Origin of the sequence: Sanguibacter antarcticus (assembly GCF_002564005.1) — a bacterium.
GTDB lineage: Bacteria > Actinomycetota > Actinomycetes > Actinomycetales > Cellulomonadaceae > Sanguibacter > Sanguibacter antarcticus.
The window spans coordinates 979,389-1,004,908 of the sequence record NZ_PDJG01000001.1 but is presented as its reverse complement, the minus strand read 5'-3'; the positions used below and the strand labels follow the sequence as shown (position 1 = coordinate 1,004,908).

Annotated in this window: 26 protein-coding genes, 4 tRNA genes and 3 pseudogenes; 11 read left to right on the top strand and 22 right to left on the bottom strand. The window is 67.0% G+C overall.

What is annotated here, in order from left to right:
* From ATL42_RS04515 to ATL42_RS04505, 3 genes are all read right to left on the bottom strand, one after another.
* Complete coding sequence (locus ATL42_RS04515; protein WP_245862108.1) at positions 1–591, bottom strand: HIT family protein; 591 nt, start codon at positions 589–591, stop codon at positions 1–3.
* The gene (gene thrS, locus ATL42_RS04510) at positions 588–2,609 is read right to left on the bottom strand and encodes a threonine--tRNA ligase (protein ID WP_425443182.1); all 2,022 of its coding nucleotides are present in this window, start codon (positions 2,607–2,609) and stop codon (positions 588–590) included. The genes ATL42_RS04515 and thrS overlap by 4 nt, the downstream gene beginning before the upstream one ends.
* A 103-nt stretch (positions 2,610–2,712) precedes the next feature.
* On the bottom strand, positions 2,713–2,895 hold the full coding sequence (locus ATL42_RS04505) for a hypothetical protein (RefSeq protein ID WP_098454325.1): 183 nt from the start codon (positions 2,893–2,895) through the stop codon (positions 2,713–2,715).
* A gap of 404 nt (positions 2,896–3,299) precedes the next feature.
* Here ATL42_RS04505 and ATL42_RS04500 point away from each other — a divergent pair, with 404 nt between their 5' ends.
* Positions 3,300–3,932 (top strand): aminoglycoside 3'-phosphotransferase, encoded by a 633-nt coding sequence (locus ATL42_RS04500; RefSeq protein WP_245862106.1) that lies wholly within the window; start codon positions 3,300–3,302, stop codon positions 3,930–3,932.
* Between the two features lie 36 nt (positions 3,933–3,968).
* On the opposite strand, the gene ATL42_RS04495 is transcribed toward ATL42_RS04500, so the two are convergent.
* The 7 genes from ATL42_RS04495 to ATL42_RS04465 all read right to left on the bottom strand — a co-directional run bounded on the left by ATL42_RS04495 (position 3,969) and on the right by ATL42_RS04465 (position 9,718).
* Positions 3,969–4,931 carry an aldo/keto reductase gene (locus ATL42_RS04495; protein ID WP_098454324.1) on the bottom strand — a complete coding sequence of 321 codons (963 nt, stop codon included), beginning with the start codon at positions 4,929–4,931 and terminating at the stop codon, positions 3,969–3,971.
* 243 nt (positions 4,932–5,174) lie between these two features.
* Positions 5,175–5,780: a maleylpyruvate isomerase family mycothiol-dependent enzyme gene (locus tag ATL42_RS04490; RefSeq protein ID WP_098454323.1), complete on the bottom strand. Its 606-nt coding sequence runs from the start codon at positions 5,778–5,780 to the stop codon at positions 5,175–5,177.
* A gap of 60 nt (positions 5,781–5,840) precedes the next feature.
* Entirely contained in the window at positions 5,841–6,803 is a 963-nt protein-coding gene (locus ATL42_RS04485) for an RNA polymerase subunit sigma-70 (protein ID WP_098454322.1), read from the bottom strand.
* 87 nt (positions 6,804–6,890) lie between these two features.
* Positions 6,891–7,490: a putative immunity protein gene (locus ATL42_RS04480; protein ID WP_098454321.1), complete on the bottom strand. Its 600-nt coding sequence runs from the start codon at positions 7,488–7,490 to the stop codon at positions 6,891–6,893.
* A 93-nt stretch (positions 7,491–7,583) separates the two neighbouring features.
* Positions 7,584–7,655 (bottom strand) — tRNA-Val (locus ATL42_RS04475).
* 130 nt (positions 7,656–7,785) lie between these two features.
* Positions 7,786–8,640 (bottom strand): aminotransferase class IV, encoded by an 855-nt coding sequence (locus ATL42_RS04470; protein ID WP_098454320.1) that lies wholly within the window; start codon positions 8,638–8,640, stop codon positions 7,786–7,788.
* A 4-nt stretch (positions 8,641–8,644) separates the two neighbouring features.
* The gene (locus tag ATL42_RS04465; protein WP_098456326.1) at positions 8,645–9,718 is read right to left on the bottom strand and encodes a chorismate-binding protein; all 1,074 of its coding nucleotides are present in this window, start codon (positions 9,716–9,718) and stop codon (positions 8,645–8,647) included.
* A 224-nt stretch (positions 9,719–9,942) separates the two neighbouring features.
* Here ATL42_RS04465 and ATL42_RS04460 point away from each other — a divergent pair.
* The 3 genes from ATL42_RS04460 to ATL42_RS04450 all read left to right on the top strand — a co-directional run bounded on the left by ATL42_RS04460 (position 9,943) and on the right by ATL42_RS04450 (position 10,239).
* Positions 9,943–10,014, top strand: a tRNA-Gly gene (locus ATL42_RS04460).
* Positions 10,015–10,058: 44 nt separating this feature from the next.
* Positions 10,059–10,129 (top strand) — tRNA-Cys (locus ATL42_RS04455).
* Between the two features lie 35 nt (positions 10,130–10,164).
* Positions 10,165–10,239, top strand: a tRNA-Val gene (locus tag ATL42_RS04450).
* A 1,430-nt stretch (positions 10,240–11,669) separates the two neighbouring features.
* Here ATL42_RS04450 and ATL42_RS04440 read toward each other — a convergent pair.
* A complete protein-coding gene (locus tag ATL42_RS04440; protein ID WP_098454318.1) occupies positions 11,670–12,455 on the bottom strand; it encodes an inositol monophosphatase family protein in 786 nt (261 codons plus the stop codon).
* Between the two features lie 168 nt (positions 12,456–12,623).
* Positions 12,624–13,514, bottom strand: coding sequence for an alpha/beta fold hydrolase (locus ATL42_RS04435; RefSeq protein ID WP_098454317.1), 891 nt, complete (start codon positions 13,512–13,514; stop codon positions 12,624–12,626).
* A gap of 593 nt (positions 13,515–14,107) precedes the next feature.
* Between ATL42_RS04435 and ATL42_RS16955 the strand changes: the two are divergent.
* The 3 genes and pseudogenes from ATL42_RS16955 to ATL42_RS16950 all read left to right on the top strand — a co-directional run.
* Positions 14,108–14,317: pseudogene (locus tag ATL42_RS16955) on the top strand (transposase); the annotation flags it as partial.
* Positions 14,318–14,334: 17 nt separating this feature from the next.
* Positions 14,335–14,808: a MarR family winged helix-turn-helix transcriptional regulator gene (locus ATL42_RS04425; RefSeq protein ID WP_098454316.1), complete on the top strand. Its 474-nt coding sequence runs from the start codon at positions 14,335–14,337 to the stop codon at positions 14,806–14,808.
* Between the two features lie 179 nt (positions 14,809–14,987).
* A complete protein-coding gene (locus ATL42_RS16950) occupies positions 14,988–15,341 on the top strand; it encodes a helix-turn-helix domain-containing protein (RefSeq protein WP_425443181.1) in 354 nt (117 codons plus the stop codon).
* A gap of 81 nt (positions 15,342–15,422) precedes the next feature.
* On the opposite strand, the pseudogene ATL42_RS16945 reads toward ATL42_RS16950, so the two are convergent.
* Both ATL42_RS16945 and ATL42_RS04410 read right to left on the bottom strand, forming a co-directional pair.
* Positions 15,423–16,758, bottom strand: a pseudogene (locus ATL42_RS16945) (ISL3 family transposase).
* A gap of 61 nt (positions 16,759–16,819) precedes the next feature.
* Complete coding sequence (locus ATL42_RS04410) at positions 16,820–17,449, bottom strand: ISAs1 family transposase (protein WP_281254314.1); 630 nt, start codon at positions 17,447–17,449, stop codon at positions 16,820–16,822.
* A 276-nt stretch (positions 17,450–17,725) separates the two neighbouring features.
* Between ATL42_RS04410 and ATL42_RS04405 the strand changes: the two genes are divergently transcribed.
* From ATL42_RS04405 to ATL42_RS04390, 4 genes are all read left to right on the top strand, one after another.
* Positions 17,726–18,190 carry a hypothetical protein gene (locus ATL42_RS04405; RefSeq protein WP_169925335.1) on the top strand — a complete coding sequence of 155 codons (465 nt, stop codon included), beginning with the start codon at positions 17,726–17,728 and terminating at the stop codon, positions 18,188–18,190.
* Positions 18,191–18,318: 128 nt separating this feature from the next.
* Positions 18,319–18,711 carry a MarR family transcriptional regulator gene (locus ATL42_RS04400; RefSeq protein WP_098454312.1) on the top strand — a complete coding sequence of 131 codons (393 nt, stop codon included), beginning with the start codon at positions 18,319–18,321 and terminating at the stop codon, positions 18,709–18,711.
* A 1-nt stretch (position 18,712) separates the two neighbouring features.
* Complete coding sequence (locus ATL42_RS04395) at positions 18,713–18,955, top strand: hypothetical protein (RefSeq protein WP_098454311.1); 243 nt, start codon at positions 18,713–18,715, stop codon at positions 18,953–18,955.
* Between the two features lie 118 nt (positions 18,956–19,073).
* Positions 19,074–20,081, top strand: a complete 1,008-nt coding sequence (locus ATL42_RS04390) for an IS481 family transposase (protein WP_098454310.1) — start codon at positions 19,074–19,076, stop codon at positions 20,079–20,081.
* On the opposite strand, the gene ATL42_RS04385 is transcribed toward ATL42_RS04390, so the two are convergent.
* The 8 genes and pseudogenes from ATL42_RS04385 to ATL42_RS04350 all read right to left on the bottom strand — a co-directional run bounded on the left by ATL42_RS04385 (position 20,078) and on the right by ATL42_RS04350 (position 25,484).
* Positions 20,078–20,473 carry a hypothetical protein gene (locus tag ATL42_RS04385; protein WP_098454309.1) on the bottom strand — a complete coding sequence of 132 codons (396 nt, stop codon included), beginning with the start codon at positions 20,471–20,473 and terminating at the stop codon, positions 20,078–20,080. The two genes, ATL42_RS04390 and ATL42_RS04385, sit on opposite strands and share 4 nt — an antisense overlap.
* 230 nt (positions 20,474–20,703) lie before the next feature.
* Positions 20,704–20,955 carry a hypothetical protein gene (locus tag ATL42_RS04380; protein WP_098454308.1) on the bottom strand — a complete coding sequence of 84 codons (252 nt, stop codon included), beginning with the start codon at positions 20,953–20,955 and terminating at the stop codon, positions 20,704–20,706.
* 154 nt (positions 20,956–21,109) lie between these two features.
* Positions 21,110–21,475, bottom strand: coding sequence for a hypothetical protein (locus tag ATL42_RS04375; protein ID WP_169925334.1), 366 nt, complete (start codon positions 21,473–21,475; stop codon positions 21,110–21,112).
* Between the two features lie 5 nt (positions 21,476–21,480).
* On the bottom strand, positions 21,481–21,732 hold the full coding sequence (locus tag ATL42_RS04370; protein ID WP_143556689.1) for a hypothetical protein: 252 nt from the start codon (positions 21,730–21,732) through the stop codon (positions 21,481–21,483).
* 98 nt (positions 21,733–21,830) lie between these two features.
* The gene (locus ATL42_RS04365) at positions 21,831–22,097 is read right to left on the bottom strand and encodes a hypothetical protein (RefSeq protein ID WP_098454305.1); all 267 of its coding nucleotides are present in this window, start codon (positions 22,095–22,097) and stop codon (positions 21,831–21,833) included.
* A gap of 1,029 nt (positions 22,098–23,126) precedes the next feature.
* Positions 23,127–23,333: pseudogene (locus tag ATL42_RS16660) on the bottom strand (IS3 family transposase); the annotation flags it as partial.
* Positions 23,334–23,446: 113 nt separating this feature from the next.
* Entirely contained in the window at positions 23,447–23,830 is a 384-nt protein-coding gene (locus ATL42_RS04355; protein WP_098454303.1) for a VOC family protein, read from the bottom strand.
* A 262-nt stretch (positions 23,831–24,092) separates the two neighbouring features.
* Entirely contained in the window at positions 24,093–25,484 is a 1,392-nt protein-coding gene (locus ATL42_RS04350; protein WP_098454302.1) for an IS1380 family transposase, read from the bottom strand.
* Positions 25,485–25,520: the final 36 nt, after the last annotated feature.

The following is a 25,520-nucleotide window of genomic DNA, read 5'->3' as shown; positions in this document are numbered from 1 at the left end:
CTATCCCTCCTCGTGCGTCGGGGTGGACGCACTCGTGTCGTGGTCAGGTGCTGCGGCCGTGGGCCACCGGTCGGCGAGCAGCTGCCGTGTCTGGGACAACAGCTGCGGGAGCGCCTTGGTGCGCGCGACGACGGGCAAGAAGTTGGAGTCGCCCTCCCACCGGGGCACGACGTGCTGGTGGAGGTGAGCGGCGATGCCGGCGCCAGCGACAGCGCCCTGGTTCATCCCGAGGTTGAACCCGTGCGGCGAGGACACCTCACGCACCACGGACATCGCTGTCCGGGTGAGTGCGGCGACCTCGGCGACCTCGGGCTCGGTGAGCTCGGTGTAGTCGGCGACGTGCCGGTACGGGCACACGAGGAGGTGCCCAGAGTTGTACGGGTACAGGTTGAGCACCACGTAGGCGTGCGTCCCGCGCGCGACGATGAGGGCGTCCTCGTCGTCGCGCGCGGGGATCGAGCAGAACGGGCAGGACGCAGAGGTCGCGTCGACAGGTTTGTCCTGCCCGCCGATGTAGATCATCCGGTGCGGCGTCCACAGCCGTTCGAGCGCGTCCGGGACGCCGGGGTGCTCCCCGGAGGTCTCGCTCACACCTGGACCCGGTCCCGCACCGCGGCGCGGACACGCTCGATCGCGTCCGCGATGGGTACGCCGTTGTCCTGGCGCCCGTCGCGGTACCGGAAGGACACGGCGCCGGCCTCGGCGTCCTCTCCCCCGGCGATGAGCACGAACGGGATCTTCTGCGTGGACGCGGTGCGGATCTTCTTCGCGAAGCGGTCGCTGCTGTCGTCGAGGTCGGCGCGGATCCCGCTCGCACGCAGCTGTGCGACCACGTCGGCGAGGTAGTCGTTGAACGGCTCGGCGACGGGGACCGCGAGAACCTGGACCGGCGCGAGCCAGGCCGGGAACGCACCCGCGTAGTGCTCCGTGAGGACCGCGAAGAACCGCTCGATGGAACCGAAGAGCGCACGGTGGATCATCACCGGACGCTGACGGGTGCCGTCAGCAGCCGCGTACTCGAGGTCGAACTTCTCCGGGAGGTTGAAGTCGAGCTGGATGGTCGACATCTGCCACGTGCGTCCGATGGCGTCCCGCGCCTGGACGGAGATCTTGGGTCCGTAGAACGCTGCCCCCTCGGGGTCGGCGACGAGCTCGAGCCCGGACTCGGCCGCGACCTCGGCGAGGGTGCGGGTCGCTTCCTCCCAGACCTCGTCCGACCCGACCGACTTCTCGGGGTCGCGGGTGGAGAGCTCGAGGTAGAAGTCGTCGAGGCCGTAGTCCTTGAGCAGGCCGAGGACGAACGTGAGCGCGTTCGTGAGCTCGGACTTCATCTGGTCGCGCGAGCAGTAGATGTGGGCGTCGTCCTGAGTGAACCCGCGGGCACGCGTGAGCCCGTGGACCACACCCGACTTCTCGTAGCGGTAGACGGTCCCGAACTCGAAGAGGCGCAGCGGCAGCTCGCGGTAGGACCGCCCCCGCGACGCGAAGATGAGGTTGTGCATCGGGCAGTTCATGGGCTTGAGGTAGTAGTTCTGCCCGGCCTTGCGCACCACGCCGTCGGCGTCGTGCTCCTCGTCGAGCTGCATCGGGGGGTACATGCCCTCCGAGTACCAGTCGAGGTGCCCCGAGGTCTGGAAGAGCTGCTCCTTGGTGATGTGCGGGGTGTTGACGAAGGAGTAGCCCTCCTCGACGTGCCGCTTGCGGGAGTACTGCTCCATCTCCGCACGGATGATCCCGCCCTTGGGGTGGAACACCGCGAGACCAGAGCCGATCTCGTCAGGGAAGGAGAACAGGTCGAGCTCGGTTCCGAGGCGGCGGTGGTCACGACGCTCCGCCTCGGCGAGCCGTTCGAGGTGCTCCTTGAGCGCGTCCTTGGTCGCCCACGCGGTGCCGTAGATGCGCTGCAGCTGGGGGTTCTTCTCGCTGCCGCGCCAGTAGGCGGCGGCGCTGCGCATGAGCTGGTACCCGTTGCCGATGAGCTTGGTGCTCGGCAGGTGCGGGCCACGGCAGAGGTCCGACCAGGCGACGTCACCGTTGCGTCGGACGTTGTCGTAGATCGTCAGCTCACCTGCACCGACCTCGACCGACGCGCCCTCGGCGGCGGTGTCGCTCGTGCCCTTGAGCCCGACGAGCTCGACCTTGTAGGGCTCGTCGGCAAGCTCGACGAGCGCGTCGGTGTCGGCGACGGGACGCCGACGGAAGGTCTGGCCCTCCTTGACGATGCGCATCATCGCCTTCTCGAGCGCCTTGAGGTCCTCGGGCGTGAAAGGCTCTGCGACGTCGAAGTCGTAGTAGAACCCGTCCTTGATGGGCGGGCCGATCCCGAGCCGGGCGGAGGGGTTGACCTGCTGCACCGCCTGCGCGAGGACGTGGGCGGCGGAGTGGCGCAGCACGTCGAGACCGTCGGGCGAGTCGATCGTGACGCTCTCGACGACCGTGCCCTCGAGGAGCTCCGAGGCGAGGTCCCGCAGCTCGCCGTCGACACGCAGCACGACGACCTCACGACGGTCAGCGAAGAGCTGGGTGCCGGTCGTGCCGGTGGTGACCGTCGTCTGCTGCCCATCGACTGTGATGGTGACGGACTGGCCCAGCAACGACGACTCAGACACGGTGGTCTACTCCAATGACGATCGAGGGACACACGCCTGATGACATGTGCCCCTCGATGTTACCGATACCGGCCGCGCTCGTGGGCCACCGGTGCCGACCGCGTCAGTTGTTCGCGTCCTTCGCCTTCTCGGCCAGTGCCGCGACAGCCTTGTCGACGGAGTCGGGAGCGACAGCGGTGACCTTCTCCGCGATGGCGTCGATGTTCTCGTCGGTGAGGTGCTCCTTGGCCTTTCCTGCGAGCGCACCGAGGTCGTCCATGCCGAATCCAGACTTGTTCTCTGCCATGTGGGGCTCCTTGAGCTGGTGGTGGCGTGCTGCTGGAGGTCTCCGGAGCGGTGACCTCTTCCTCCCACGGTACCGAGCACGGGCTTGCAGCGCGGTGGGTAGCGCCTCAGGTCGGGGAAAGTGCTCCGTCTGAGCCTGGGTGCGCCGGCGCGTCGGGTGAGCAGGTGTCCGCCGGCCCGTGCCTCGATCGACATAGTGTGGTGGCATGGATCGGTTCATGACGGCGCTCGTCACGGCAGGCTGGGCACGATGAGGCGGGGTCGCTGGTGAACGCGTCAGATCTTCGCGGCGCTGACGGGCCGGACGACGAGTGGACGCTTCGCTACCTCATGCTCGGACCGGGAGAGTCTCCGCCTCTGATAGTCGAGGAGCTCTGTGGGACGGACACAGCTTCGGCACCGGTCGTGCCTGAGCTGGCGTGGAGGAACGCGCTCGGTGGCCAGACATGGCGGCTCGGGGATCGGTACCTCAAGTGGAGCCCCCGTGCCGCTGGCATCGACCTCGGGCGGGAGGCGGAGCGCCTGCGGTGGCTGGAGGGGCGGTTTCCTGCTCCGCACCTGCTGGGTTCGGGTGACGACGGGGCCGGGCAGTGGATGATCACAGCAGCGCTCGACGCAGGCTCGGCCGCGAGCGCGGTCTGGCGGGCCCGCCCGGAGCAGGCTGTGCGGGCTGTCGCCGAGGGGCTTCGACGTCTGCATGCGGTGCCGGTCGCCGGGGTGCCGCTGCACTGGGAGTCGTGGGTGTCGCGGACGCCGCAGGAGCTCGGTGCGCGGCCACCGGTCGATGCCCCGGTGCTGGTGCACGGTGACGCGTGCGTTCCGAACACGCTGGTTGACGCCGAGGGGCGCTTTGCCGCGATCGTCGACGTCGGCGACCTTGCTGTGGGTGACCGCTGGGCTGATCTTGCGGTCTGCGCGATGAGCCTCGAGTGGAACTACGGCACGGGCTGGGACGGTGTGTTCTACGAGGCTTACGGGGTCAGACCTGACCTGGCGCGGATCGCCTTCTATCGCGCCCTCAGGGATTCCGAGTCCTGAGCTTCACGCGTGGTGGGGCGTCGCGGGTCGGCCTCGTCAGGCGTGCTGCGTCCCCCGCTGCTGTTCCAGGTGCTGGAGCGCCGCGGTGTCCAGCTGTGTCTGTGCGCCGACGAGAGCCGACTCCAGCTGCTGCACGCTCGACACCCCGACGACGGGGACGACCGGACGCGACCGCTGGGCCATCCAGGCGAGCACCACCTGTCCGCTGTCGACCTCGTACGTCGACGCGACGTCTCGAAGTGCGCTCAGCTGCCGCTCGGTGTTCTCGGATATGTACGTGTCGGGGACGCCTCGGCCAGGTGCGGAGTAGGCGCCGCCGAGGAGAGGCGAGTATCCGAGCCTGGACATGGAGGCTCTCTCTGCCACCTCCATCACGTCCTCGGAGAGCAGGACGTGCGGGGTCAGGTCTGCGCCCTCGGCCGGGGTGAGGTAGGTGAAACGCTGCTGGATCGCACAGTATCCGGGACCACCTTGGACGGCGTCGACCGCGTCGCTGAGGCGTTCGGCGGACAGGTTGCTGCAGGCGATCCGCCGGGCGGTGCCGCGCGCGACCTCGTCGAGGAGCGCGCTCACCGTCTCTTCCAGCGGGGTCAGGCTGTCGTCGATGTGTGCGTAGAGAACGTCCACGTAGTCCGTCTGGAGGCGACGCAGGCTCCCTTCGACCTGCTCGCGGATCGCTGGGCGAGAGAGTCCGAGGACCGAGTCCAGGGACGCGCTCCCCGGCTGAGGTCGCGCTCCGACCTTGGTCGCGACCAGCACGGAGCCGCGGGCTCTGGACCGCAGCCACGAACCGATCGTCTGCTCTGACTCGTCACCGACCGCCCCCTCAGCCCAGAACGCGTAGTTGTTCGCGGTGTCGAAGAATGCATACCCACGCTCGAGCGCACGGTCCAAGATGCGGTGCGACTCCTGGACGGGAACCTGCGTACCGAAGTACATCGTCCCGATGCACAGCGGGGGCACGACGAGACCGCTCGCGCCGAGAGAGATGCGAACCACCGGGGACCTCTTGATCGTCGAAAGGTGCACTGTCTACGCGTGCTAAACATGCCCATAGTAGTTGCTACCACAAGATAACGGGCTCTTTGCGACGCCGTGTGCGGTCAGGGTCGGCGCGCCGGTCTCCGGCGAACCGCGCCGGCACCGTTTCCGACCACCGCCGGCCACCGCACAGGTCTCGTACACATGTTCGATGAATGGTCGTTCGCCGAGGCTCGGTCGCTAGGTCACCGACGTCATTCCTCACGCCTCCTTGATCGTCTCTGCGAGCGTGCGGCGTCCCGAGACCACCAGAAGGAGATCCGTGACGGGCAGGCGCACCTCGGCACCGTTCCCGATGGTCACGTCTGCGTCGCTCGCCACCAGTCTCGTACCGTCCAGGTCCACCCGGAAGTACCGCACGGCTCGGGGAGTCGCGTTCTGCAGCACGAGCGCCACCCGGTCAACGGGCGGTCGAGGCAGGCCCAAGGGCTCGGTGATGTCCAGACCGTGGATCACGTCGTGGCTCAATGCTCCGACTCGGCCTCCACCCGGTGGACGCCAGGGGTGGGTGATGTTGTCGCGCAGCAGGTCCACCAGCTCGGCGTCGGTCATCGATCGAGCGACAGCACGAGCGTCGCGGTCGGCGTAGCGGTCGAACGAGAAGCGCGACCTGGCCATGCCGAGGACGACGTCCGGCAGCGTGCTGCGGAACGGCATCGTGAGGTGGGCCAGCACCTCGCGGACCTGCCAGCCGGCGCACAGGGACGGGACGCTCCATCGGTCCGGTCCGAGGTCCTGCACCAGGCCCACCAGCCGGGTGCGCTCGGCGTGGGTCGCAGCGATGATCTCGTCGGGGTGTGCAGACATGTGGTTCCTCCTCGTCGTGCGGGGTGCTCTCACTGCTTGTACGACCCGACTCGCTCACACTCATCGCGCCAGCCCGGTCTCCTTCACCACCGGGGGCAGCCCGAACTCGGCGAACCGCGCCTGGCTGCCGAGAAAGGTCACGAGGTGAGCGACGCGGCCGGAGACGACCTCGACCACGAGGAGAGCGAACGGTTCGAGCCGGCCGTCCAGACCGGGCCGGTACTGTCCGAACCCGGGCGACCCGTTGATCGCGGTGGGCAGCAACCGGTCACCAGCACAGGCATCGCTGGCCGCCATCACTGCCCCGATCCGGTCTCGACCGGAGAGCCACCACGCGAACGGCGGCATCGACGAGGTCGCGTCCTCTCGCAGCAACGCTGTCAACCGGGGCACGTCGTGCGCCTCGAAGGCGGCGACATAGCGTGCGAGCAGATCCCGCTGCACGGCGTCCTCAGGGTCCAGAACGTCAGTGACGGCGACCGGATGATCTGCGAGCGCTGCACGCGCCCGCTGCAACACGCTGTTCACCGCCGCGACCGAGGTGCCCAAGATCTCGGCACTCTCCTGCGCCGAGAAGACCAGCACGTCGCGCAGAACGAGTGTCGCGCGCTGCCTGGGCGACAGGCGTTGCAAGGCCGCGATGAACGCGAGGCGCACGGTCTCGCGCAGAACGATCCGATCGGCGGGGTCGTCGATGCCGAACAGGCGAGCGTCGGGCATCGGTTCGACGAACCGCCCAGGCGAGAGCGGCGCTCCCATCTCTGTGCTCTGCGAGGCTGGCCCCAAGTCGACCGCGAGGGCCCGCCTGCTGGCACTTCGGAGCATGTCGATACAGATGTTGGTCGCGATCGTGTGCAGCCAGGTGGTCAGCCGGGCGCGCTGGGGGTCGAAGTCGGCGAGCTTGCGAGACGCCCGGATCAGGGTCTCCTGGACCGCGTCGTCGGCATCCGCCGCTGATCCGAGCAGCCGGTAGCAATAGCCCGTCAACGGCCTCCGGTACGCCTCGAGTTCCTCACTGCTCACTCGTTCAGTTCTACACGAGGACGTGAGCGGAACGGGTGAGGCGTGGACGGGAACAGCAGCTCTCCCGTGCGCCGGAACGGCGATTCCTCACCGTGAGTCGGTGCGGCCTTCGTTCGACCTCTCGTCGTCGATCGGTTTCGCTTCTGAGGTCCGTTGCCTGATTGCGGTGTCGAGTGCGCTCATCAGCCGTGAGAGGCGAGAAGCTCCGTGGGGTGCGGCCGGATATCGACGAAGCACGTCGGGTACGGGCGGGGCTGCTCGTTCTACCAGGACGCCTACGCTGTCGCTGCTCGTCGTTCCCTCGTCGTCGGCTCTCAGCTCGGCTACTCGTGCGGCACAGGCCGCCGCGCGGAGGATGTGGCCGACCTGCGTCGCCTCGGCGATCGGGTGGAGGTAGGCGGAGGCTGCGGCGTCGCCGCAGGCCAGTGCTGCGAGCTGCGCAGTCTCCGCGGACACGCTCTGTGCTGCTCGGTGTGCTGCGAAGGCGGCTGTTCGTTGGAGGTTCGTCCGGGCGCCTCCCTCGGCGAAGACGCGAGCGGCATGGAGCGCTTCGCGCGGTCGCGAGTTCTCCGGGGCCTCAGCCTCGAAATCGGGAAGCACGCTCTCCGCGCAGTCGGCAGCGAAGCGAGCCACGGCTCGTAGCTCCTCCATCGTGAGTTCGACGGCCTTGCCGTTCACCGCGGCCATGTCGCTCCTCTGCCGGCGTCGTGAGGCTCGTTGTCGGAGATGACAACAGCCTCTGGGCCGCGTTTCCGCAGTCCAGAGGCTGTTGTGAACATGTGGGCGATACTGGGTTCGAACCAGTGACCTCTTCGGTGTGAACGAAGCGCGCTACCACTGCGCCAATCGCCCGCTGATCTGGTCCACCGATGCCGAACGCTGGCGATCAGCGTCGGTGTCCGTGGAAGATCGTAACCGCTCTAGGGCCATGGAGGCGAACTGGGCCGCGGCCCAGACGTCGCACGGCGCATCCCGCCTGGCGTCAGGGGTCGATGCCGTCGCGTACGCGGCGGGCGAAGAGGTCCTGAGCGGCGTAGGTCAGGTGCCCCGGAGCGAGGTCGACGCCGTCGAGAGAGACGACCGGTGTGACGTTGCGAATGCTCCCCGCGAGCGCGAGCGCGCCACGTCCGGCGAGCACGTCGTCGAGGACCATGAACGGCAGCTCGTCTGGTGTGGCTTCACGGACGGGCAGCCCCTCGTGCGCCGCCCACTCGAGCAAGAGCTCGCGGGTGATGCCTGCGAGGCAACCGGTCTCGAGGACGGGGGTGAGGAGCTCTCCGTCACGCTCGACGAGCACGTTCGACGCGGTCCCTTCGCAGAGTGCACCGACGGTGTTCGCCAGGAGGCCCTCGTCGGCGCCGCGAGCCGTGGCATAGGCGAGGCCGACGACGTTCTCGGCGTAGGACGTCGTCTTGAGCCCGGCGACTGCTGAGCGCTCGTTACGGACCCACGGCAGGCGGACGGCTCGAGACAGGGACGACGGGGCGCTCGGGCCGGCCGCCACGAGGAGAGTGACGGGGCCGTCGCCACGCGCCGAGCCAAGCGGGCCGACGCCCGCGGTGACGGTGATGCGCAGTCGGCCGACAGTCGCACCTGCGCGGTCGAGGACCCGCTGCACGGCGTCGCGGACGACGTCCTCGTCGGGCGCAGCGAGGCCCATGCCGCGGGCGGAGCGGGCGAGGCGGTGCAGGTGCCGGGTGAGCGCGAAGGCCTGCCCGTCAACCACCGAGCAGGTCTCGAACACCCCGTCGCCGACGGTGAAGCCGTGGTCGACACCGCTGAGCGCCGGTTCGTCGGCGGTGACGAACCGCCCGTCCGTCCAGATGACTAGGTCCATGGGATCAGTCTGCCGCAGACGCGAGCCCGATCAGACGGTGGGCCTTGAGCTCGGTCTCGCGCCACTCGGCCTCGGGGTCGCTCCCCCACGTGATCCCTGCACCTGTGCCGAAGTGCAGACGGGGGCCGCCACCGGCCGTGTGGGGGCTGTCCGCGGTCCACCAGAACGTCCGGATACCGACAGCGAGCTCGGCTGTCCCGGCATCGACGTCGATCCATCCGACCGCACCGCAGTAGGGACCTCGTGGGACGGGCTCGAGCTCCCCGATGATGCGCAGCGCGGCGGACTTGGGCGCGCCGGAGACAGACGCGGGCGGGAACGTCGCACCGAGGATCGCGCCCCAGGGGCCTGGCGGCTCGGTGACGTCGGGCAAGAGCGTGCCGACCACCGTCGAGACGAGGTGAGCGAGCCCGGGATGCTTCTCGACAGCGAGAAGGCTCGTGACCTCGACGCTCCCCGGCTCGCAGACCCGGTGGAGATCGTTGCGGACGAGGTCGGTGATCATGACGTTCTCGGCACGGTCTTTGTCGAGCAGCCCCTCAGGGGTGGACGCGGTTCCCTTGATCGGCGCGGACGTCACCGTGGTGGTCACCCGCCCGTCGGGACCCACGACGCGGTCTGCGCGCAAGAAGAGCTCCGGGGACGCTGTCACGACCCAGACGGGCTCGAGCCCGGAGAGCGCCGGGACATGGATGACACCTTCGTAGGGTGCCGGGTTGCCTGCGGCCAGGCGCTGAGCCAGAGCCACCGCCGACGGCTCGCCGCGCGCGGGCGAGAGCGGGGCAGACAGGATGCGGCAGATGTTCGCCTGGTAGACGCTCCCCTGCCTGACGTGCTCCCGCACGGTCACGACGGCCGCGCGGTAGGCGTCCTCGTCGAGCGACGACCGCCAGTCCGCGGATGCGGGCCCGTTCCACGGCTCGGCGGGAAGCCGAGAACCCTCGAGGCTCGACGTGGCCTCCGGACCGGTCTCTACGTGAGCGAAACGCCATGCCCTCACGGGGCCCTCGAAGTCTGCGACGACGAACCACACACCCCCGACGCCCAGCGCATCTGGTTCGCGCGTGAGGTCGACCATCTCGACCGCACCGCGCCCCGTCCTGCGCCCGAAGCGCGCGTATCCGTCCACGCCCACACGCTACCGACCATCTGCTGGCGGACGTCATCTCAGGAAGTTTTCCGCGAGATCCTGCGGCTGACACGCAGACGACGGCACTCAGTTGGACTCAGGGCGCGAAAGTCCATTAGAGTCTGGGACGCGCCGAAAACGCCGGGGAGAAATTCACGAAGTGTTCGGGGCATGCGGACGTGGCTCAGTGGTAGAGCATCACCTTGCCAAGGTGAGGGTCGCGGGTTCGAATCCCGTCGTCCGCTCGGAGACAGATCCTCGGGGGTCTCCCCCGGTGATTCATCTCAGCGGTGGAGTGGCCGAGAGGCGAGGCAGCGGCCTGCAAAGCCGTCCACACGGGTTCGAATCCCGTCTCCACCTCGTAGTACGAAAGCTTCATCTCGTGCAGCACGCATGGGCGATTGGCGCAGCGGTAGCGCGCTTCCCTGACACGGAAGAGGTCACTGGTTCGATCCCAGTATCGCCCACCAGCATCACAGCAGGTCAGAGGCCGTTTCGGAGAAATCCGAGGCGGCCTCTCTCGTTGCTCGGAGCGCCCGTCACCCTATGCGTACCCCAACATGGTCTCGCGGACCGGTGTGGACGGGCAGCCACCTCGCCTGCTCCCTCGACACGGACGGACAGATCACCCGCGAGGGCTCCTCAGCCGGTGCGGTGCGCACCTTCTCTAACCTCGACGGCTTGCTCTCGGGGTACACCCAACAGATCGGCGGCCGAGCGCCAACGGTCACGACCAGCACGAGCGGGACGTCAACGGCCGCATCACGGCCCTGACTACCGACGGTGACACGACACCTACGGCTTCGGCTACGACGCAGCAGGCTTGTGCAAGAGCCTGGGCGTGCAGCATTCGATGGGCAAGGTGCGTACCAGCCCGGACCACGCGCTGGCCGAGTCGTTCAACACCTCCCTCGAACGCGAACCCTCGCTGGCACGCACGGGTGACCTCACGCACCTACGGCTCGCCACGTGAAACTACCCGCGTATCCACGAGCCGGGGTCAAGCCTTCGAACGTTCTACAACCCGCTCTTCGGATCGACTGTTTCTGGCACATCAGGGCGCATTCGACGCGTCGCCCACCCAAGAACGACAAAGAGAAACCCGATGGCTGCAGCGAGCCACTCGAGCCACGGGTCGTGCGAGCGGAACAGCACGGGGACCATGAGCATCAGTGCACACGCCGACAACACCATCCCCGCAAAGACCGTCAAGAATGGCAGGTACTGCGGACGCTCATCGTTTGTCATATCTGAACCGCCATACGATTCGACTCCTTCACAGCCTTCTGCATGTCCTAGGTCAGTTCGATATCATACCTGCATGACAGGCCCAGTCCCGGAAATAAAGGCTCCCGTGTCGGAACTGATGTCAAGAACGGTTGCATGTGACTCATCAAGAGGAGACAGTGACGCTCGTACGTCGAGGGTGCTGTCTGCCACCTTCGCCATGACCGTTTCGATGGACGTCGCGGCCTCGCCACCAGACGCCGATTCCCCTCCGGCTCCAGCAGTCGCAATCGTCGACGTCGGCGCGATCAGCCCAAGGCCGAACGCCATCAACACTGCGACGAGTGCACCCACACCCGCACTGCACCATCGCTCATTCTTACAAACTCCAACGTCTACCCTCTTCGCGATTCCGGCATGACCCGCATCATTGCAGCAAGCCGGCTTTACATTGCGACGGTATCAAGTGCGAGGCCGCATCACTAGGTGTTGTGGGGCCCTTCAGTCGCGTCTGACGTGGAGGCAAGTCGTCTTTGGCCAGCGCTCGGGCGACGGAAGATTTTCTGGGCTCATCCCAATCCAGCGTGCAGTCGGTTTGGTGGAGGCTCGGAACTGACGCTTCGATAGGAGTCGAGGCGGGGTCGTGACGGTAGTGGTTGGTCTCAGGGTCTTGTCAGGTGAGCCCTGGGGAGGGTCCGTTGCGTTTCGGATACCGCAGCGCTGCGAGCAGCTGACTGTGCAGGTTTGCGTTGGAATACAGCCCACCCCCTTGATCGCCTGCACGCCCTCCGGTCCGGTCGGTGAACTGACCACCCGCTTCCTCGACGAGCAGGATCCACGGAGCGTGATCCCAGAGGTGATAACGCTCCACCAGGAAGGCGTCGATCTCGCCACGAACGAGCTCGACGAGCGGCAGCGGGCTCGCCGGCGAGCGGACCGCACCCGGAGGGAGCCGCGCTCGAGACGCATCGTCTAGAGCCTCAAGGCGAGCCCCCTCCAACGTCGACGTCCCACTGACGTCCAGGCGCGTTGCCCGAGCCTGGTGCCGTGGCCAGGGAGACTCGAACGCACCCCCGCCGCGGGTGGCCCACCAGCAGCGCTGCAGCGCGGGAGCGGTCACGACCGCGAGCTCGGTTCGCCCGCCAACCTCAAGTGCGAGGTGGACCCGCCAGTTCGGGTCATGCCGACTGAAGAAGGCCGTGCCGTCGATGGGGTCGATGATCCAGATCCGATCGGACTCCCCCAGCCGCCCCAGTTCCTCGCCGAGGAGTGCATCGCTCGGCCGGTGCTTCGACAGCCTCTCGCGAAGCAGTCGCTCAACCGCCCGGTCAGCCTCGGTGACCTGAGAGCCGTCATCCTTCAACATCACCGCGACACCGGCCTCGAAGTACTCCAACGCGAGCTCAGCAGCTTGGTCCGACACGTCGAACGCAAACTGCAGATCGTCACTATTGCTCATGACTGACGAGTCTAGCGACCAGGCGTCGCCGAACCGCCACGCTCGCTCATCGGCATGGCCGCGAAGTAGCCCACCATGATCACCGCATCACGTCGGAGCTGACCTGCCCCGATAACTGTCGTTCACAGACAACGATCGTGAAGTTGCCAACGTCATGACCCACAACAGTTAGTCCCGGTCGATGCCCGACACGAACTCGAGGACAGCGGCGGCGAGTTGCTCGGGAGCTTCCTGAGCAACTAGATGCCCGACTCCCTGGATGTGTACCGACGTGAACTCACCTGAGCTCACCTGCTGAAATGAGTTCGCGGTGAAGGGATTGTTCACGCCGTCGACCGTGAGCACCGGCACCTCGATCGAATGCGCTTCTGCCAATGCCTTGGTGGCACCGTTGTCGGAGAAGATCGCCCGGTACAGACTCTCGGTGCCTCGCCATGCACCCGCGCGGGAGTATGAGCGGATGAACTCTTCGAGGTCGGCCTCACTGACGGCACCCTCCGTGCCGTTCATCATCGGATAGGCCCATTCGGCGATCAGCGTGCGTTCGCGCCCGGCGAGCAGAAGCGAGGGGATGCCCGGAGCCCCGAGGAAGCCGACGTGCCAGGATCCGAAACTGTTGACGTCCGCGAGCATTTCCAGGCCGAATCCCGCCAGGGTTGATTCGATCGCAGTGAAGCTCAATAGATCTTCAGTGTAGGTCGCGGCGAAGCGAAATCCGACCCCTCCGCTTATGTCCTGGACAAGGACGTGAACGGGGCCAACGTCCAGATGCTCGACGAGATAGTGCAGGTCGTCGGCAGCGACTTGCTCTTCCCACCCAACGTCGTCGTTTCCAGAGTCTCCAAATCCCCGCAGATCGAGAGCGTAAACGCGGTGCGTCTGGGCGAGGAGCGGAATGAGCTTGTGGAAAGCCCACCAGGTCTCTGGCCATCCGTGCACCAGCACGATCGGGGAACCTGTGCCACCTGCTGAGACGTAGTGAATGGGGGCGCCGTTCAGATCGACGACGTGGTGGGTGACCTCGGGGATGGTTGCGCCGGCGGGACTGGTGATGGTCATAAGTCTGAACTCCAATAGACAAGTAGCTTGTCGTTCGAAGGTAGACAAGGAACCTGTCTACGTCAAGTCTGGTGGCCGACAGGTCCTCCGATCTGAGGGGTAGCGCTGGTGGTCTGATCTGGTCGGGACGTGGGCCGAGGTCCCCTGATGAGGGGGCCTGCGACTCCCATCCAGAAAGCCTCGACGTGACCGACGCCAGCTTCCACAGTCCTGATCCGACCACGTTCTGCCGCCTGGACGAGCTCGGCCTCGTCGTTGTCGGTCAACGCCTCGAGCCTGACCGGGCGAAGCTCTCGCGGGCGGCGGTGCGCTGGGCGCTGGTCGGGCTCGTGGGGGAGCATCTGAGATCGCGCGGGTCGCCGAAGCATTGGCGGTCGCGAGGGACACCGCGAACGACGCCGTCCTGACCGAAGTCGGCCGGCTGCTGATCGACGGCGACGCCCGGTTCGACGGCGCGCGGGTACTCGGCGGCGACGAGCACGTCGAGGTCGAGGCGACCTGGGGCATCGACCAGCGCACGATCCCTTGCCTACCGCCACCGGGACCGAACCTAAGGACGAACACACATGACCGCGCTCAGCGGGCTCGTCACCCTCGGGCGGACGTTGCAGAAGCGGGCCGAGGACGTTCTGGCCCACTGCGACCTGCCCGGCACGAGCACCGACCCGACGGAGGCCGTCAACGGACGCCTCGAACACCTACGCAGCTCTACCCTCGGCTTCCGCAACCACACCAACAACATCGCCCGCCCGCTCCTAGAGGCCGGAGGCTTCAGACCACTGCTACACACCCAGATCGGATGAGCGCCTAAACTGGTTCCATGTCTCGCTCAGGTGCCGACCTCGCGCTGTTGCTCCTCGCTGGCTTCCGAAAGATGGCGGACCAGGGCTCAGTCGAACTCTCGAAGCTCGGATACGACGACGTCCGGCCGGTGCATGACTTTGCGCTGCATTCCATCTTGTCCGGCGCAGATAGCGCCTCCGAGCTGGGGCGAGCGATGTCAGTCACGAAGCAGGCCGCCGCCAATACGATCAGTCTGTTGGAGGATCGGGGCTATATTGTTCGGAACCCCGATCCAACGGACAAGCGTCGCATTCGGTTGAGCGTCACAGAGCGCGGAATGGCTATGCTTCGCGAGGGTGAGGCCATCTTTGACAAACTCCGCGAGCAATGGGAAGAGCAGGCCGGCACTGACGCTGTCGCTGGGCTCGAGGACACGTTGGCCCGTTTCGTTGGCGCCGACGCAATCCAGGTCAACGTCCCGGGCTGGGATGCACGCGACCCGGAGTTATAGCTACTCGTTACACCTTTTGAGGGCGCCATCACCAGCGGTTTCTGGCTGAGGCCGCAATACGAAAACATGGGTCCGTCGAGCAGATCCGGTCGAAGGGTCACCGAGTAGAGTCGGCGCGTGCCATCCAGTGTCAGCGCAGGCGTCAGGGTTACCGATGGATCAGAGCAGCCAGCGGTCAGGTGCCCGCCGTCAAGGCGCTGACTTCCGGGCGGTATCTCAGTCAGGATGATCGCCTGACGATCGCAGATCTGCGTCTGGTCGGCGCAGGCGTGAGGCAGATCGCGCGCGAGCTCGTTCGCGCGCCGAGCACGATCTCGCGTGAGCTGCGACGTAACTGCGGAAGAGGTGTGGGCCCCTTTCGTCCGCACGCAGCTCAGAAAGACGCCGACGCGCGCACGCTAAGCCCCAAGCCTGGCAAGCCCGAGAATGTCGCTCTAGTTTCCGCCGTCGAGGCCCGGCTGGTGAAGAACGGGTCATCACAACAGATCAGTCAGAACATGATGAGGGCATTCGCCGGCTGGCAGGAGATGTAGGTGTCGCACGCCACGCGGCAACCACTTCACCACCAGAGGGCGCATCCACGACAGTCTGATCGCCACGATCAACACGGCTCTTCAGAGTTGTGGTGGGAGGAGCAGTCCGCCAGCGACCAGGAGCATGCGTAGTCGGTAGTGGTCGCGGTTGCGGTAGCCGCGGGCGATGCGCCGGTGCAGCTCGATGATTCCGTTGATCGCCTCCGTGCCGCCGTTGTTGGCACGGTTGGTCGTGAAGTAGCCCAGGAACTCCTTCTTCCAGCGTCGCAGCGTCCTTCCAAGGCGGGCGATCTCGGGGATCGGGCAGGTGGAGAACGCATCCAAGATCTTCTCCGCCGACGCCTTGCCCTCGGCAGTGTCCTTGGCTTGGTAGGCCGCCCGCAGTTGCTGATAGCACTGCCAGGCGACCTGTACTTCGTTGTCGGGGTCGCCGTCGGCGAGGCACTGGTCGAGGCGTTCGCCTTGGCGCGGGGTGAGGTGCTCGAGCCCGCGGTGCAGGATACCCGCGGATCCGGTAGAGCGGGTCCTTGGCATGACCACGGCGGCCCAGCGTGGCTTGCTGAACTCGGCGGCGGACGTCGTCCAACGCCTGCCCTGCGAGCTTGACGACGTGGAACGCATCAAGGGCCGGGACGGCTTCGGCGAGGTGGGTGTCGATGGCGTTGGCGTAGCCGCGGAACGGGTCCAGGGTGGCGATCTTCACCCCGGTGCAGAACACCTCACCGCGGCCGGTGAGCCAGTCTCCGAACACCTTCCCGGTGCGCCCGGGGACGAGGTCCAGGAGTCGGGCTCGGGTGCGTCCGCCCTGGTCACGAGTCAGATCCACCATGCCCGTCAGCATCGTGGGGCCCTTCAACGCAGCGCGGTGCGGGGTGTGGTGCCACACATGCTCATCGACCCCGAGGGTGGCGACGCCGTCGAAGCGGGACTCATCACGCGCCAGCTCGGCCACTCGGGGTTCAACCACCCGCCACAGCGTGTTCCAGGTGACGCCGAGCTGACGGGACAGGCCCTCGATGGTCGCGTGCTCACGGCGCAGCTGGCCGATCGCCCACCACACCGCCCGCGTCGTGAGCACTGCCCGCCGGCTCGCCAACGACGGGAGCTCCTCGGTGAACGTCCCCGCCGGACAGGCATCGTCCGGGCACGCCCAGGTCCGCTGCCGCCAGGCCAGCACCACCGCCGACCCCGAGCACGGGACGTCCCGCAGCAAGCGGGTTCGACGCCCGTGACTGAGCGCCACCACCCCGCACCGCCGACACCCTTGCCGCTCACGAGGTGTCTCGATCGTCAACGTCACCTGGCCGCCCGAACGGGCCACGGCGATCACATGGACGCCATCCAGGTCCACGAGGGTGTCGATGCGCGAACAGTACGAATCAGGCGTGGCACAGCAGAGCGCAGTAGGCCTGGTCATAATCGAGGTCCTCGTGGAGCAGTGGCTTAGTCACTACTGATCCTGAGGGCCTCGACCTATCTCACCACGGACCCGCGGCGCACCGGCGCGTCACGCTCCTCCCACCGCAACTCTGAAGAGCCCCTTTGACGGTGAAGACGTAGTCCGCGCCCGCCGCCACGATCGTCTTCGCGGTCTCGTCCAGCGTATGCATCGCATCAACAGTGATGACGCATCCGTGCAGGTCAGAGGGATCGAAACCGGCCAGGAGGTCCCGGACGGCGGGGATCTCGTTCGACTTCACAGGCACGGCGTTCTGCCCCAGAACGACGCCGGTGGTGTGATCCAGGGCGGCAATCAGATGCGGTGCTGTGGCGCCGGCGGTCCTCGCCCCGCGCACCGTCTTGCCGTCGATCGCGATCACCCGACGGCCCCCGACCTGAGCGGTCCTGCACCAGGTGAGCACCGCGAGGTGACGGTCCAGTACGTCAGCGTCCAGGCGGGCGAACAGCTTGCGCATCGTGGACTCCACCGGAGCACGCTCCAGCCCGAGGCGGTCCAGCTGCTCCACGTTCAGGTCCAGGGCCCATTCCCCGATCGCAGTGAACGACCGGGCACCAGCCAGGACCGCGCAGACCGCGACCGCCAAGAGGCCAGCCAACGGGTAACGCATCCCGCGCCGGTCACGAGGATCAGGGACCTGGCCCAACACGGCGAGCAGGTCATGGTCGAGATGACGACCGGAGGCAGGGGTGATCTGGGAAGATGACACGAGCGGATGGGGTCCTTGCGCGAGAGGGTGAGCGTCAGAACTTCCATCTCAGCCCACGGGCCCCATCCGCCCCACACCCCACGCCGGTCATACCACCACAAAACTCCAGGCCACAGCCCTACACACCGACCTTTCCGGAGCCCTGGGTTCGAGGCCCGGGCTCGGGCTCGGGCTCGGGCTCGGTGGGAGTGGGCGATGGCCGGTACCGCGGTGCGTGTGTACGCCGTCATGGTCGCGGTGCTCCTGGTGGTGACACTCGGTGTCGGCGGTGGGTTTGTGCTGAGTGCGGTGCGGGCGGATGCGCCCGGCACGCTCGGCGCTGACGGCGGGCTCCCGGCTCCAGTGACGGATGAGGACGGCATCGTGACGGCGACGGCATCGGTCAAGGACGTGTTGGAGACGTTCTACCTGGGCCGCTCGCAGGTCATCTGGACGGACGACCTGCCGTGCAACGACGTCCGGGCCTACGCCCTGCCGGCTGACACGTTGGTCGCCTGGTGCATCGGCGCGACGGGCCAGCCCTACATGACGCAGGCCGGTGCCGATGAGGCATGGAACGACCTCGCGGAGGCTGACCGGCGCAACTGGATCGCCTCGGCGTTCGCGCTACGTCGGCTGATCGTCAGCGGGATCAGCGAGGACGACGCGGGCACGGTCTGGCGGGAGTACCGCTGGACGTGACGGACAGCCCAGCGGCTCGCCGCATCCTCCGTACGGATGAAACGGCGGCTTGCCCATGTGGAAAATACGGAGCTACGGTATGCTCGTCATGTGCGGATGGGCCGCACGAGGCGGACGAAGGAGCGAACATGAGCAATATCTACGATCAGGACAGCAGCCCGGAGGCGGTGGACGCTCGGCTGGTCCGGTACATGCGCGGCCTGACGGAGGGTGTCCTGCCGCGCAGCGATCTGACTCCGGCGCAGAAGATTCTGCTGATCCTGCTGACGATCGAACGGGCCGCCTACACGGCCGAGCACCGCGACGTGCTTGAGGTGGTCAGCGGTGCGCAACTGGCACGTCAGTGCGGCGTGAACGCGTCGACCATCGCGGATGCGCTCAACGCCCTTGAGGACAAGAAGTTCATCGACACGGAGATGCGCCCGCCCGAGGGCAAGGTGCGTCGGACGTGGCTGCGGGTGAACCTCGCGCGCATCGAGGCGTTCGCGGCTACGGCCCCCACTGAGACGAAGGAGGCCTGACGTGCGTATCCCGGTGAACACCAACCCGGAGGTCTTCGGCCTGACCGTCGGTCTTCGCGTCATGCCCAAGGGCACGAAGGTCGAGCAGCCGCCTGGCTCCGGCCAGTTCGTGGGTGGCGGTCAGAAGCGTGACGGTCAGGGGGTGCCGGTTTGGGCGTGCTCGGTGGCGGTGCTCCTACCTGGTGAGAAGCCCGAGATGATCGATGTTGCGGTCTCGTCCCCGACGGAGCCTGCTCTGGTCTAGGCGTTGTAGGTCATGACGTTGTTGACACGCCGGGGAGTGTGGGCGTGAGGAAGGGGTAGGTCCCCGAGTGCAGGATGGAAGTACCTCTACATCCGCCTGCGAGAAGGACCTACCCCTCATGACACACGCTAACGCCCCGTTGACCCCAGCCGGAAGACTGCGCGTTGTCCAGCGCTGCCAATCTCGTCCGATTGCTCACGTCGCGGCCGAGGCTGGGGTTGCTCGTGCGACGGTGACGAAGTGGGTGCGCCGCTACGCCGAGCACGGCGAGCTGGCCTTGGTCGACGTCTTCAGCGCACCGCGGTCTCAGCCGACCCGCACCGCGCAAGAGGTGGTGGAGCGGATCGAGGACCTGCGCCGGACCCACAAGTGGACCGCCCGTCAGATCCACCTCGAACTGGTCCGCGAGGGTCACCAGATCTCCCCGGTCACGGTCTCGCGGTGGCTGCGCCGGTTGGGGATCTCCCGCCGCCGCGACATCGACCCGTCCGGTGCGACGAACCGAGTCGTCAGGAAGATCGTGGCCCGGTATCCCGGGCATATGGTCCACCTGGACGTGAAGAAGGTCGGGCGCATCCCTGACGGCGGCGGCTGGCGCACCCACGGGCGCGGCTCCGACCAAGCCAAAGCAGTCGAACGGGCCAAGACCAAGGGCTCCCGGGCCGGCTCCATCTACCTGCACTCAGCCATCGACGGCTACTCCCGCCTCGCCTACACCGAAGCCCTGCCCAACGAGACCGCCGCAACCACGATCGCCTTCTGGGCCCGCGCGAGGGCGTTCTTCACCGCCCACGGAATCACCCGGTTCACCCGCGTCGTGACCGACAACGGGTCGAACTACCGCGCCCGCCACTTCCACCGCACCATCGCGGGCACCGCCGCCCGCCACCAGCGCATCCGCCCCCACACGCCCAAGCACAACGGCAAGGTCGAACGTTACAACCGCACGCTCGCCGAAGAGCTCCTCTACGCCACCGAATGGACCTCAGAGACACAGCGGGCCAACGCGATCACCGTCTGGAACATCCACTACAACTACCATCGACCCCATACTGCAATCGGTGACCGACCCCCAGCCTCACGCATGCCAGCACGTGTCACCAACGTCATGACACAGAACACCTAGCCTCCGACGGGGACGAGGGAGTGGATGAGAGCCACTTCGTCGCGGTTGAGGATCCCGGTGGTCACCATCGCCAGCGCGGTGATGGCCACCGGGATCCACCACGATGACCGGCGCAAGAACCACGCGATGAGAGGTAGCAGGACCACCAGGACCATCGCAACGACGGTGACGGTATTGACGGTCTCGCTGATTCTGACATAAGCGCCGCGGCTTGAAACACCACGCGTGTCAAGGTCGCCAAGTATCCGCGAATAGGTCCACCAGGTGGAGTAGACCACGAGAACGACAAGGCAGCCCAAGGCGATCAGCAGGCTTCGGAAGAGCTCGAGAACAGATCGCGCGGGCTCGCCACTGGAACTCGAAGTCGACCGGAAGACGCCGTGGTTGCTCACACCCGCAACCTACTGGGTCCCGCGGCGGCGACTTGAGCAGCTAGGTGTTCTGTGTCGTGACGTTAGCGACACAGCGTCCACTGTCCGCCACGACCGTTCACGGATGGAGCCGAACAGACCCTCCACCGAACGCGGTACGAGACAGCTGCGTTGGACAACCGGGACCGTCTGAACGCATAGGGCAGGGCGCATTCGTCGTCGAGGTACGTCGCTGCGCCGGCCTTCCAGCGTCAGTCGGTGGCTTTGGAGCATCCGTGCTGGCGTTCGATAACGCCGCCGGTGGTGGTGAGTCCTTGGTGTTCGCTCTCGAGGATCCAGCGCGCGAGTGCACGGTGATCGACCTCGGTGCGCGTGCGCGTGCGCGCGCTGGACGCCGTGGTGATCTGCACAGTCACCGGCTGCGACCTGGTCGGCGTTGCGTGCGCTGCGGGCGGAGCGAGCGCGAGCTCGTGCTCGACGTCCTCGAGCTCCTGCTGGGTCACCTCGACGTCAACCTGGTCGACGTCATAAGCACTCGAGCGCGCGCTCGTCGGGGCGAGCGCGTGGCGCAGGACCTGGACGGTGAGGTGTGTGGCGGCACCCGCTCCCCGCCGGCGAGGGCGCCGATGGGGGCACGCGAGGGGATCTCCCCTCCCATCAGCTCGCTGCGTGGTTGGTGAGGTACTCCTCCACGGCCTGACGCACGAGGGCCGAGAGGTCACGCTCTTCGGCCTCGGCGCGCGCTCGTGCGCGTGCGTCGAGCGGGCCGGGCGCGCGCACCCGCCACATGGGCGAGGTGGTGCCAGGGGTGGCGGTGGGGTCCAGCGAGGGGCGACCGCGCCGGGCACGGGCCAGCAGCGCCTTCTCCTCCTCGGTCTCCGCTCCGGCTTCGAGCATCGCGCGCAAGGCGTCGTGGTCGGCGGCGGTGCCGCGGATCATCTTCGTGCCGGGCTGGATCGTGGGCTCGTCGGACTGCGCCCACGCCGCGAGGGCGTCGTAGTCGGTTTCGGGGTTGGTGCTCATGAGGGTCACTCTCCTTCTTCGAGCAGGGCCAAGAACTTCGGCCGAGCAATCATGACGTGGAAGACGATGATTCCCGATCCGGTGGTCTCGGTCATCACTTCCAGCAACGGTGCACCGCGTCGGCGCTGGGGTCCGATCCACAGGTCGGGCCGCGTGGTGCAACCCGCGCGCGGGACGTCGAACCCCGGGAACCGGGCGTCGTAGTTGAGCATCGCGTGCAAAGCGTCCTCGCGGTCCACCCCGTGCTGTCCGCCCACGTCACCCTCAGAGCATTAGTGTACCCCAAATTTGTCTATTTATGTACCCCAGATAGTGTGGAAGTGACGGATTTCCGCCACTTCCACACTGCGATGGGTCAGTTCACTTCGGGTGCCTGGCGGTTCTGCATGGCGCGCAGGTCGCCGAGGGCGAGGCATTGGGGGCAGGTGGTCTCGGTCGTGGTGAGGGTGGTCAGGCGGCGGCGGGTGATGCGTTGGGAGCGGGTCAACTCGAGTAGGTCGCGGCCGCACGCGATGGCCATGTTCGGCAAGATGCAGTGGATCGCGTCGGGCTCGTCGTCGGCTACGAGCAGGTCGAACAGATCGGGCTCCTCGAACAGGCTCGTGGTCGTCGCGGTCTTCATGATGCTCCTCCGGTGCCGATATCGGCGGCTCTCGGTCGATCGCTCTACGGGATCGATCCTGATAGCGGAGCACCTGTCGACCGGGGGTGGAGCGCACACCCGAAGGGCAGCGGAAGAGAGGTTTTCGCCGCGAAACAAGGGAGCGCAGCGACCGCGTGGTGAAAACCTCTCCTGCGCTGGCGGCGCAGCCGCTTGCACGTAGCTCCCGGTCGACAACGATGAGAGCGTCAGGAACGACCCCCTGCGTGTGGCAGACGGCCGCCCCAGCGGTCGGCTGTTTGCTCGACCGGCGCGCAGCGGCGGTGAGCCCGCTGATGCCGGGCTCACCGCCGTTGGTGGTCGTGCGGGTTGTGCGCCCTGTCTCCGTGCGCCTGGGGGCGATGAGCAGCTAGGAGACGGAGTCGAGTCGCTGCGATTGATACGGCAGGCGGTAGGCGCGACGTCGCGTAGGTCGTCGTTCTACGTGTGGTGTTCAGACCAGCCGAGGCTCACGGTGACGAACGTGTCCGGCCCCGGGCGCCACCTGGCCGGTGCCAGTCCCAGCCAGGACGTCAGTGGCGCGAGCTCGCCAGCGCTGGCCGGAGCGTTGGCTGACTGGCCGGCCACGGCGCGTGAGCTCTTCAGCCAACCACGCACCAGACACCGACGGGTTAGCACGCACAAGCTCAACGGCCAGCTCAATCGTCGGAACCAACGACTGCGCGCCACTGATGACTGCTCCCCCGTCATCGGTGGCCGCTCCCCCGTCACTGGTGGCCGATCGCTGTGACCGGTCGCGAAGAGGGGGGTGTTCCTGCCGTTCGCACCGACCTGGGCTGTGACCGATGCCGGCACTGACGTCGCACCAGACACGGACCGTGGCGCGCTGACCGCGGCCAGACCTGAAAGCACGGTGGCACGGTCACCGGCCGAGTCAGGACACCCCAACAACGCAACAACGAGGGTGGCTTCAGGGAGGTGATCGACCTGTCCACCAGCCGCCAGAATCGAACCCGGATCCACACGCCACGTCGAGGCCCCGCCGCTCGTCACGACGCCCTCGTCGATGTCGTCCTGCTTGACCCACAGCTGCACTGGCTCGACCTCGTAGCCCAGCTGGGTCGCGACCCTATGGACCGTGCCGTGCTCGGTCCCCAGCTCCACCCGCAGCGAGCGGACCATGCAGACCGCCGTTGCCTTCTCCTGATCGGAGTACCGCCTCGTGATCGACTTCCCCGCACTCTGCTCCTTCGGCAGGAGCCCATCCTCGTTCCCAGACTCAGGCGGCCCGCGTCCGCCGCGATCGCCCAGAGCCGCTCAGGGCCTCGGGTCGCCGTGCCAGACCGCGCCCCATCTGGAGACCGCAGACGTCACGCCTCGGGCTCCAGAAACTCGAGCCGGTTCCCGAGCAGGTCGAGGGCGTAGAAACGGCGCATCCCCGGAAAGCTATCGTCCCAGGTGACCTCGATACCGCGGCTGGTCAGCCGATCAGCGACCGTATTGAGCCCACTGATGAGGATGCCCGGGTGTGCCTTCTCGGCTGGACGGAAGTCCTTTTCCACACCAAGGTGTATCTCGAGCCCACCGCCTCGGAACCAGCACCCGCCGCGCGCCGCGAGTACCAGAGGCTTCTCGATTTCGTCGAAGCCGAGGATACGGTCCCAGAATTCCCGGCACTTGTCCTCGGCACCCTCCGGAATCGCCAGCTGCACATGGTGCAGCCCCTGGAATGCTTCGCCTACGTCGTAACCCATGTGTTTTTCTCCCTCGTCGGCTTGGATTCCCGACTTATCATATGTACTCCGCACGACCGCTCCCCTGTCGAACCGGGAAGCGCGAGGCTAGCCTCGATCTTTCATCGGGCTCTTGAGGTGGGTCGCTTGGGCGTCGGTGCGCCTGCTCGGGTGTGATTGTGCTCTGCGGGTGCGACAAAGTTCCCCGTGTCGTGGGGGTGGCGCCGGTTCCAGGGGCCGGGTGGTCGTTCAGGGGCTCGTTGGGGTAGGGGTGTTCTGGTGCTCAGGTGGGTGCGGCGCGGGCTCTCAGTGTCGTGATCGCTTGCGCTGTGAGGCTGGCCCAGGGTGCGCGTTGGTTCAGGCGCAGCCAGGTGCGCCGCCCGGTGCGGGCGATGACCGCGGGGATGGTGAACAGGCGCAGTCGCAGTCGTTTGGGTTCCCAGCGCCGGGCCTGGTGGTCGGTGAGGGCGAGCATGCCCATCCAGGCCAGCAGGTCACCGGCGAGGGCGACGATGGCGCACCAGATCTGATTCTGAGCGAACGCCTTGAGGGGGAGGTTGCGCAGACCGGTGTCCTTGGCGATGCGGATGCGGTCTTCACACCTGGCGCGGCGACGGTGACGCAGCTCGAGGTCAGCGAGCTGACCGGCGGGCGTGTTCGTCACGAACGCGGTGATGCGCATCCCGTCAACGTCCTCGAAACGCAGCTGAGCGCCGGGGTGGGGTCGTTCCTTGCGAACGATGACGCGCATGCCTGCCGGCCAGGCGGTCAGGTCCATCAGGTCGGTGAGCTCAGCGACCCAAGCGCCGTCACGGACCTGGTCATGAGCGTCCAGGGCCGGAGCCCAGACACGCTCGGGGATGCGGGCGAGCAGGTCGGGGGTGTTCTCGGGCAGCGTGAACCCGACCGAGTAGGCCAGTCGCTGGGGCGTGAGCCACTCGAGCAGGGCCTTGGTTCCCCCAGCCCCGTCGGTGCGGATGAGGATCTTCTTGCTGCCCCGGGTCCGACCGTGATGGCCAGGGAGCTGGGCGAGAGCGTCCCTGACGACCGTGATGTGGTCGGCGGCGGTGTTCGACCCGGCGTTGCCTTTGCGCAGCATGATCGCCAACGGTTCCCCGGTCCCGGCTGCCCCGTGATCAACGAACGCGGCAAGGGGATGGAACCCGAACCCGCGCTTGAACGTCGGCGCCGCGTTCTCCTTCTCCGAGTGCGCCGTGACCAGTGTCGCGTCCAGGTCGATCACCAGGGGGTTCCCCACGCTGGCGTCGTGGTCGGGGGCGTGCCCACCGGCCAGATGCCACGCCCTCGCCCGCGCTGCCGCTCGAGCGGTGTCGATCGCGCGTAACGCCGCCGGAGCGTCAGCGGCCAGCGCTGCGATCGTGCGCGAGACCGTCGGGTCGGATGCGACCGAGCCGTAGAGACCCGACTCGCCGCGCAGGACCGCGACGTCCGCGAGGGCATCACCGCCCAACGCGAGAGCGATCGCCAAGTCAGCAACGACCTTGCCCGGGTCATGAACCGCCGTCGCCTTACGCCACCGCGCCAAGCCCGTCGAGAGCGTCCGGTCCAGGCCCGTGGCCCGGACCGTCTCGGTGAGCAGCACCCCACCAGCCTGACCGACCGCAGCCGTCGCGGACGAACTCACACGCAAGCGGGGGTAACCGGTACTCTTCACCTTGAAGGTGCTCCTTTGAACTGGCTCAATGTGTAT

Bases quoted from the DNA above. Each gene is read 5' to 3' on its own strand.
- ATL42_RS04505 (WP_098454325.1), bottom strand. From the start codon at position 2,895: ATGGCAGAGAACAAGTCTGGATTCGGCATGGACGACCTCGGTGCGCTC.
- ATL42_RS04490 (WP_098454323.1), bottom strand. From the start codon at position 5,780: ATGTCTGCACACCCCGACGAGATCATCGCTGCGACCCACGCCGAGCGC.
- ATL42_RS04480 (WP_098454321.1), bottom strand. From the start codon at position 7,490: ATGGCCGCGGTGAACGGCAAGGCCGTCGAACTCACGATGGAGGAGCTA.
- ATL42_RS04470 (WP_098454320.1), bottom strand. From the start codon at position 8,640: ATGGACCTAGTCATCTGGACGGACGGGCGGTTCGTCACCGCCGACGAA.
- ATL42_RS04465 (WP_098456326.1), bottom strand. From the start codon at position 9,718: ATGGTCGACCTCACGCGCGAACCAGATGCGCTGGGCGTCGGGGGTGTG.
- ATL42_RS04440 (WP_098454318.1), bottom strand. From the start codon at position 12,455: ATGAGCAATAGTGACGATCTGCAGTTTGCGTTCGACGTGTCGGACCAA.
- ATL42_RS04435 (WP_098454317.1), bottom strand. From the start codon at position 13,514: ATGACCATCACCAGTCCCGCCGGCGCAACCATCCCCGAGGTCACCCAC.
- ATL42_RS04425 (WP_098454316.1), top strand. From the start codon at position 14,335: ATGTCTCGCTCAGGTGCCGACCTCGCGCTGTTGCTCCTCGCTGGCTTC.
- ATL42_RS04400 (WP_098454312.1), top strand. From the start codon at position 18,319: ATGAGCAATATCTACGATCAGGACAGCAGCCCGGAGGCGGTGGACGCT.
- ATL42_RS04390 (WP_098454310.1), top strand. From the start codon at position 19,074: ATGACACACGCTAACGCCCCGTTGACCCCAGCCGGAAGACTGCGCGTT.
- ATL42_RS04375 (WP_169925334.1), bottom strand. From the start codon at position 21,475: ATGAGCACCAACCCCGAAACCGACTACGACGCCCTCGCGGCGTGGGCG.
- ATL42_RS04365 (WP_098454305.1), bottom strand. From the start codon at position 22,097: ATGAAGACCGCGACGACCACGAGCCTGTTCGAGGAGCCCGATCTGTTC.
- ATL42_RS04355 (WP_098454303.1), bottom strand. From the start codon at position 23,830: ATGGGTTACGACGTAGGCGAAGCATTCCAGGGGCTGCACCATGTGCAG.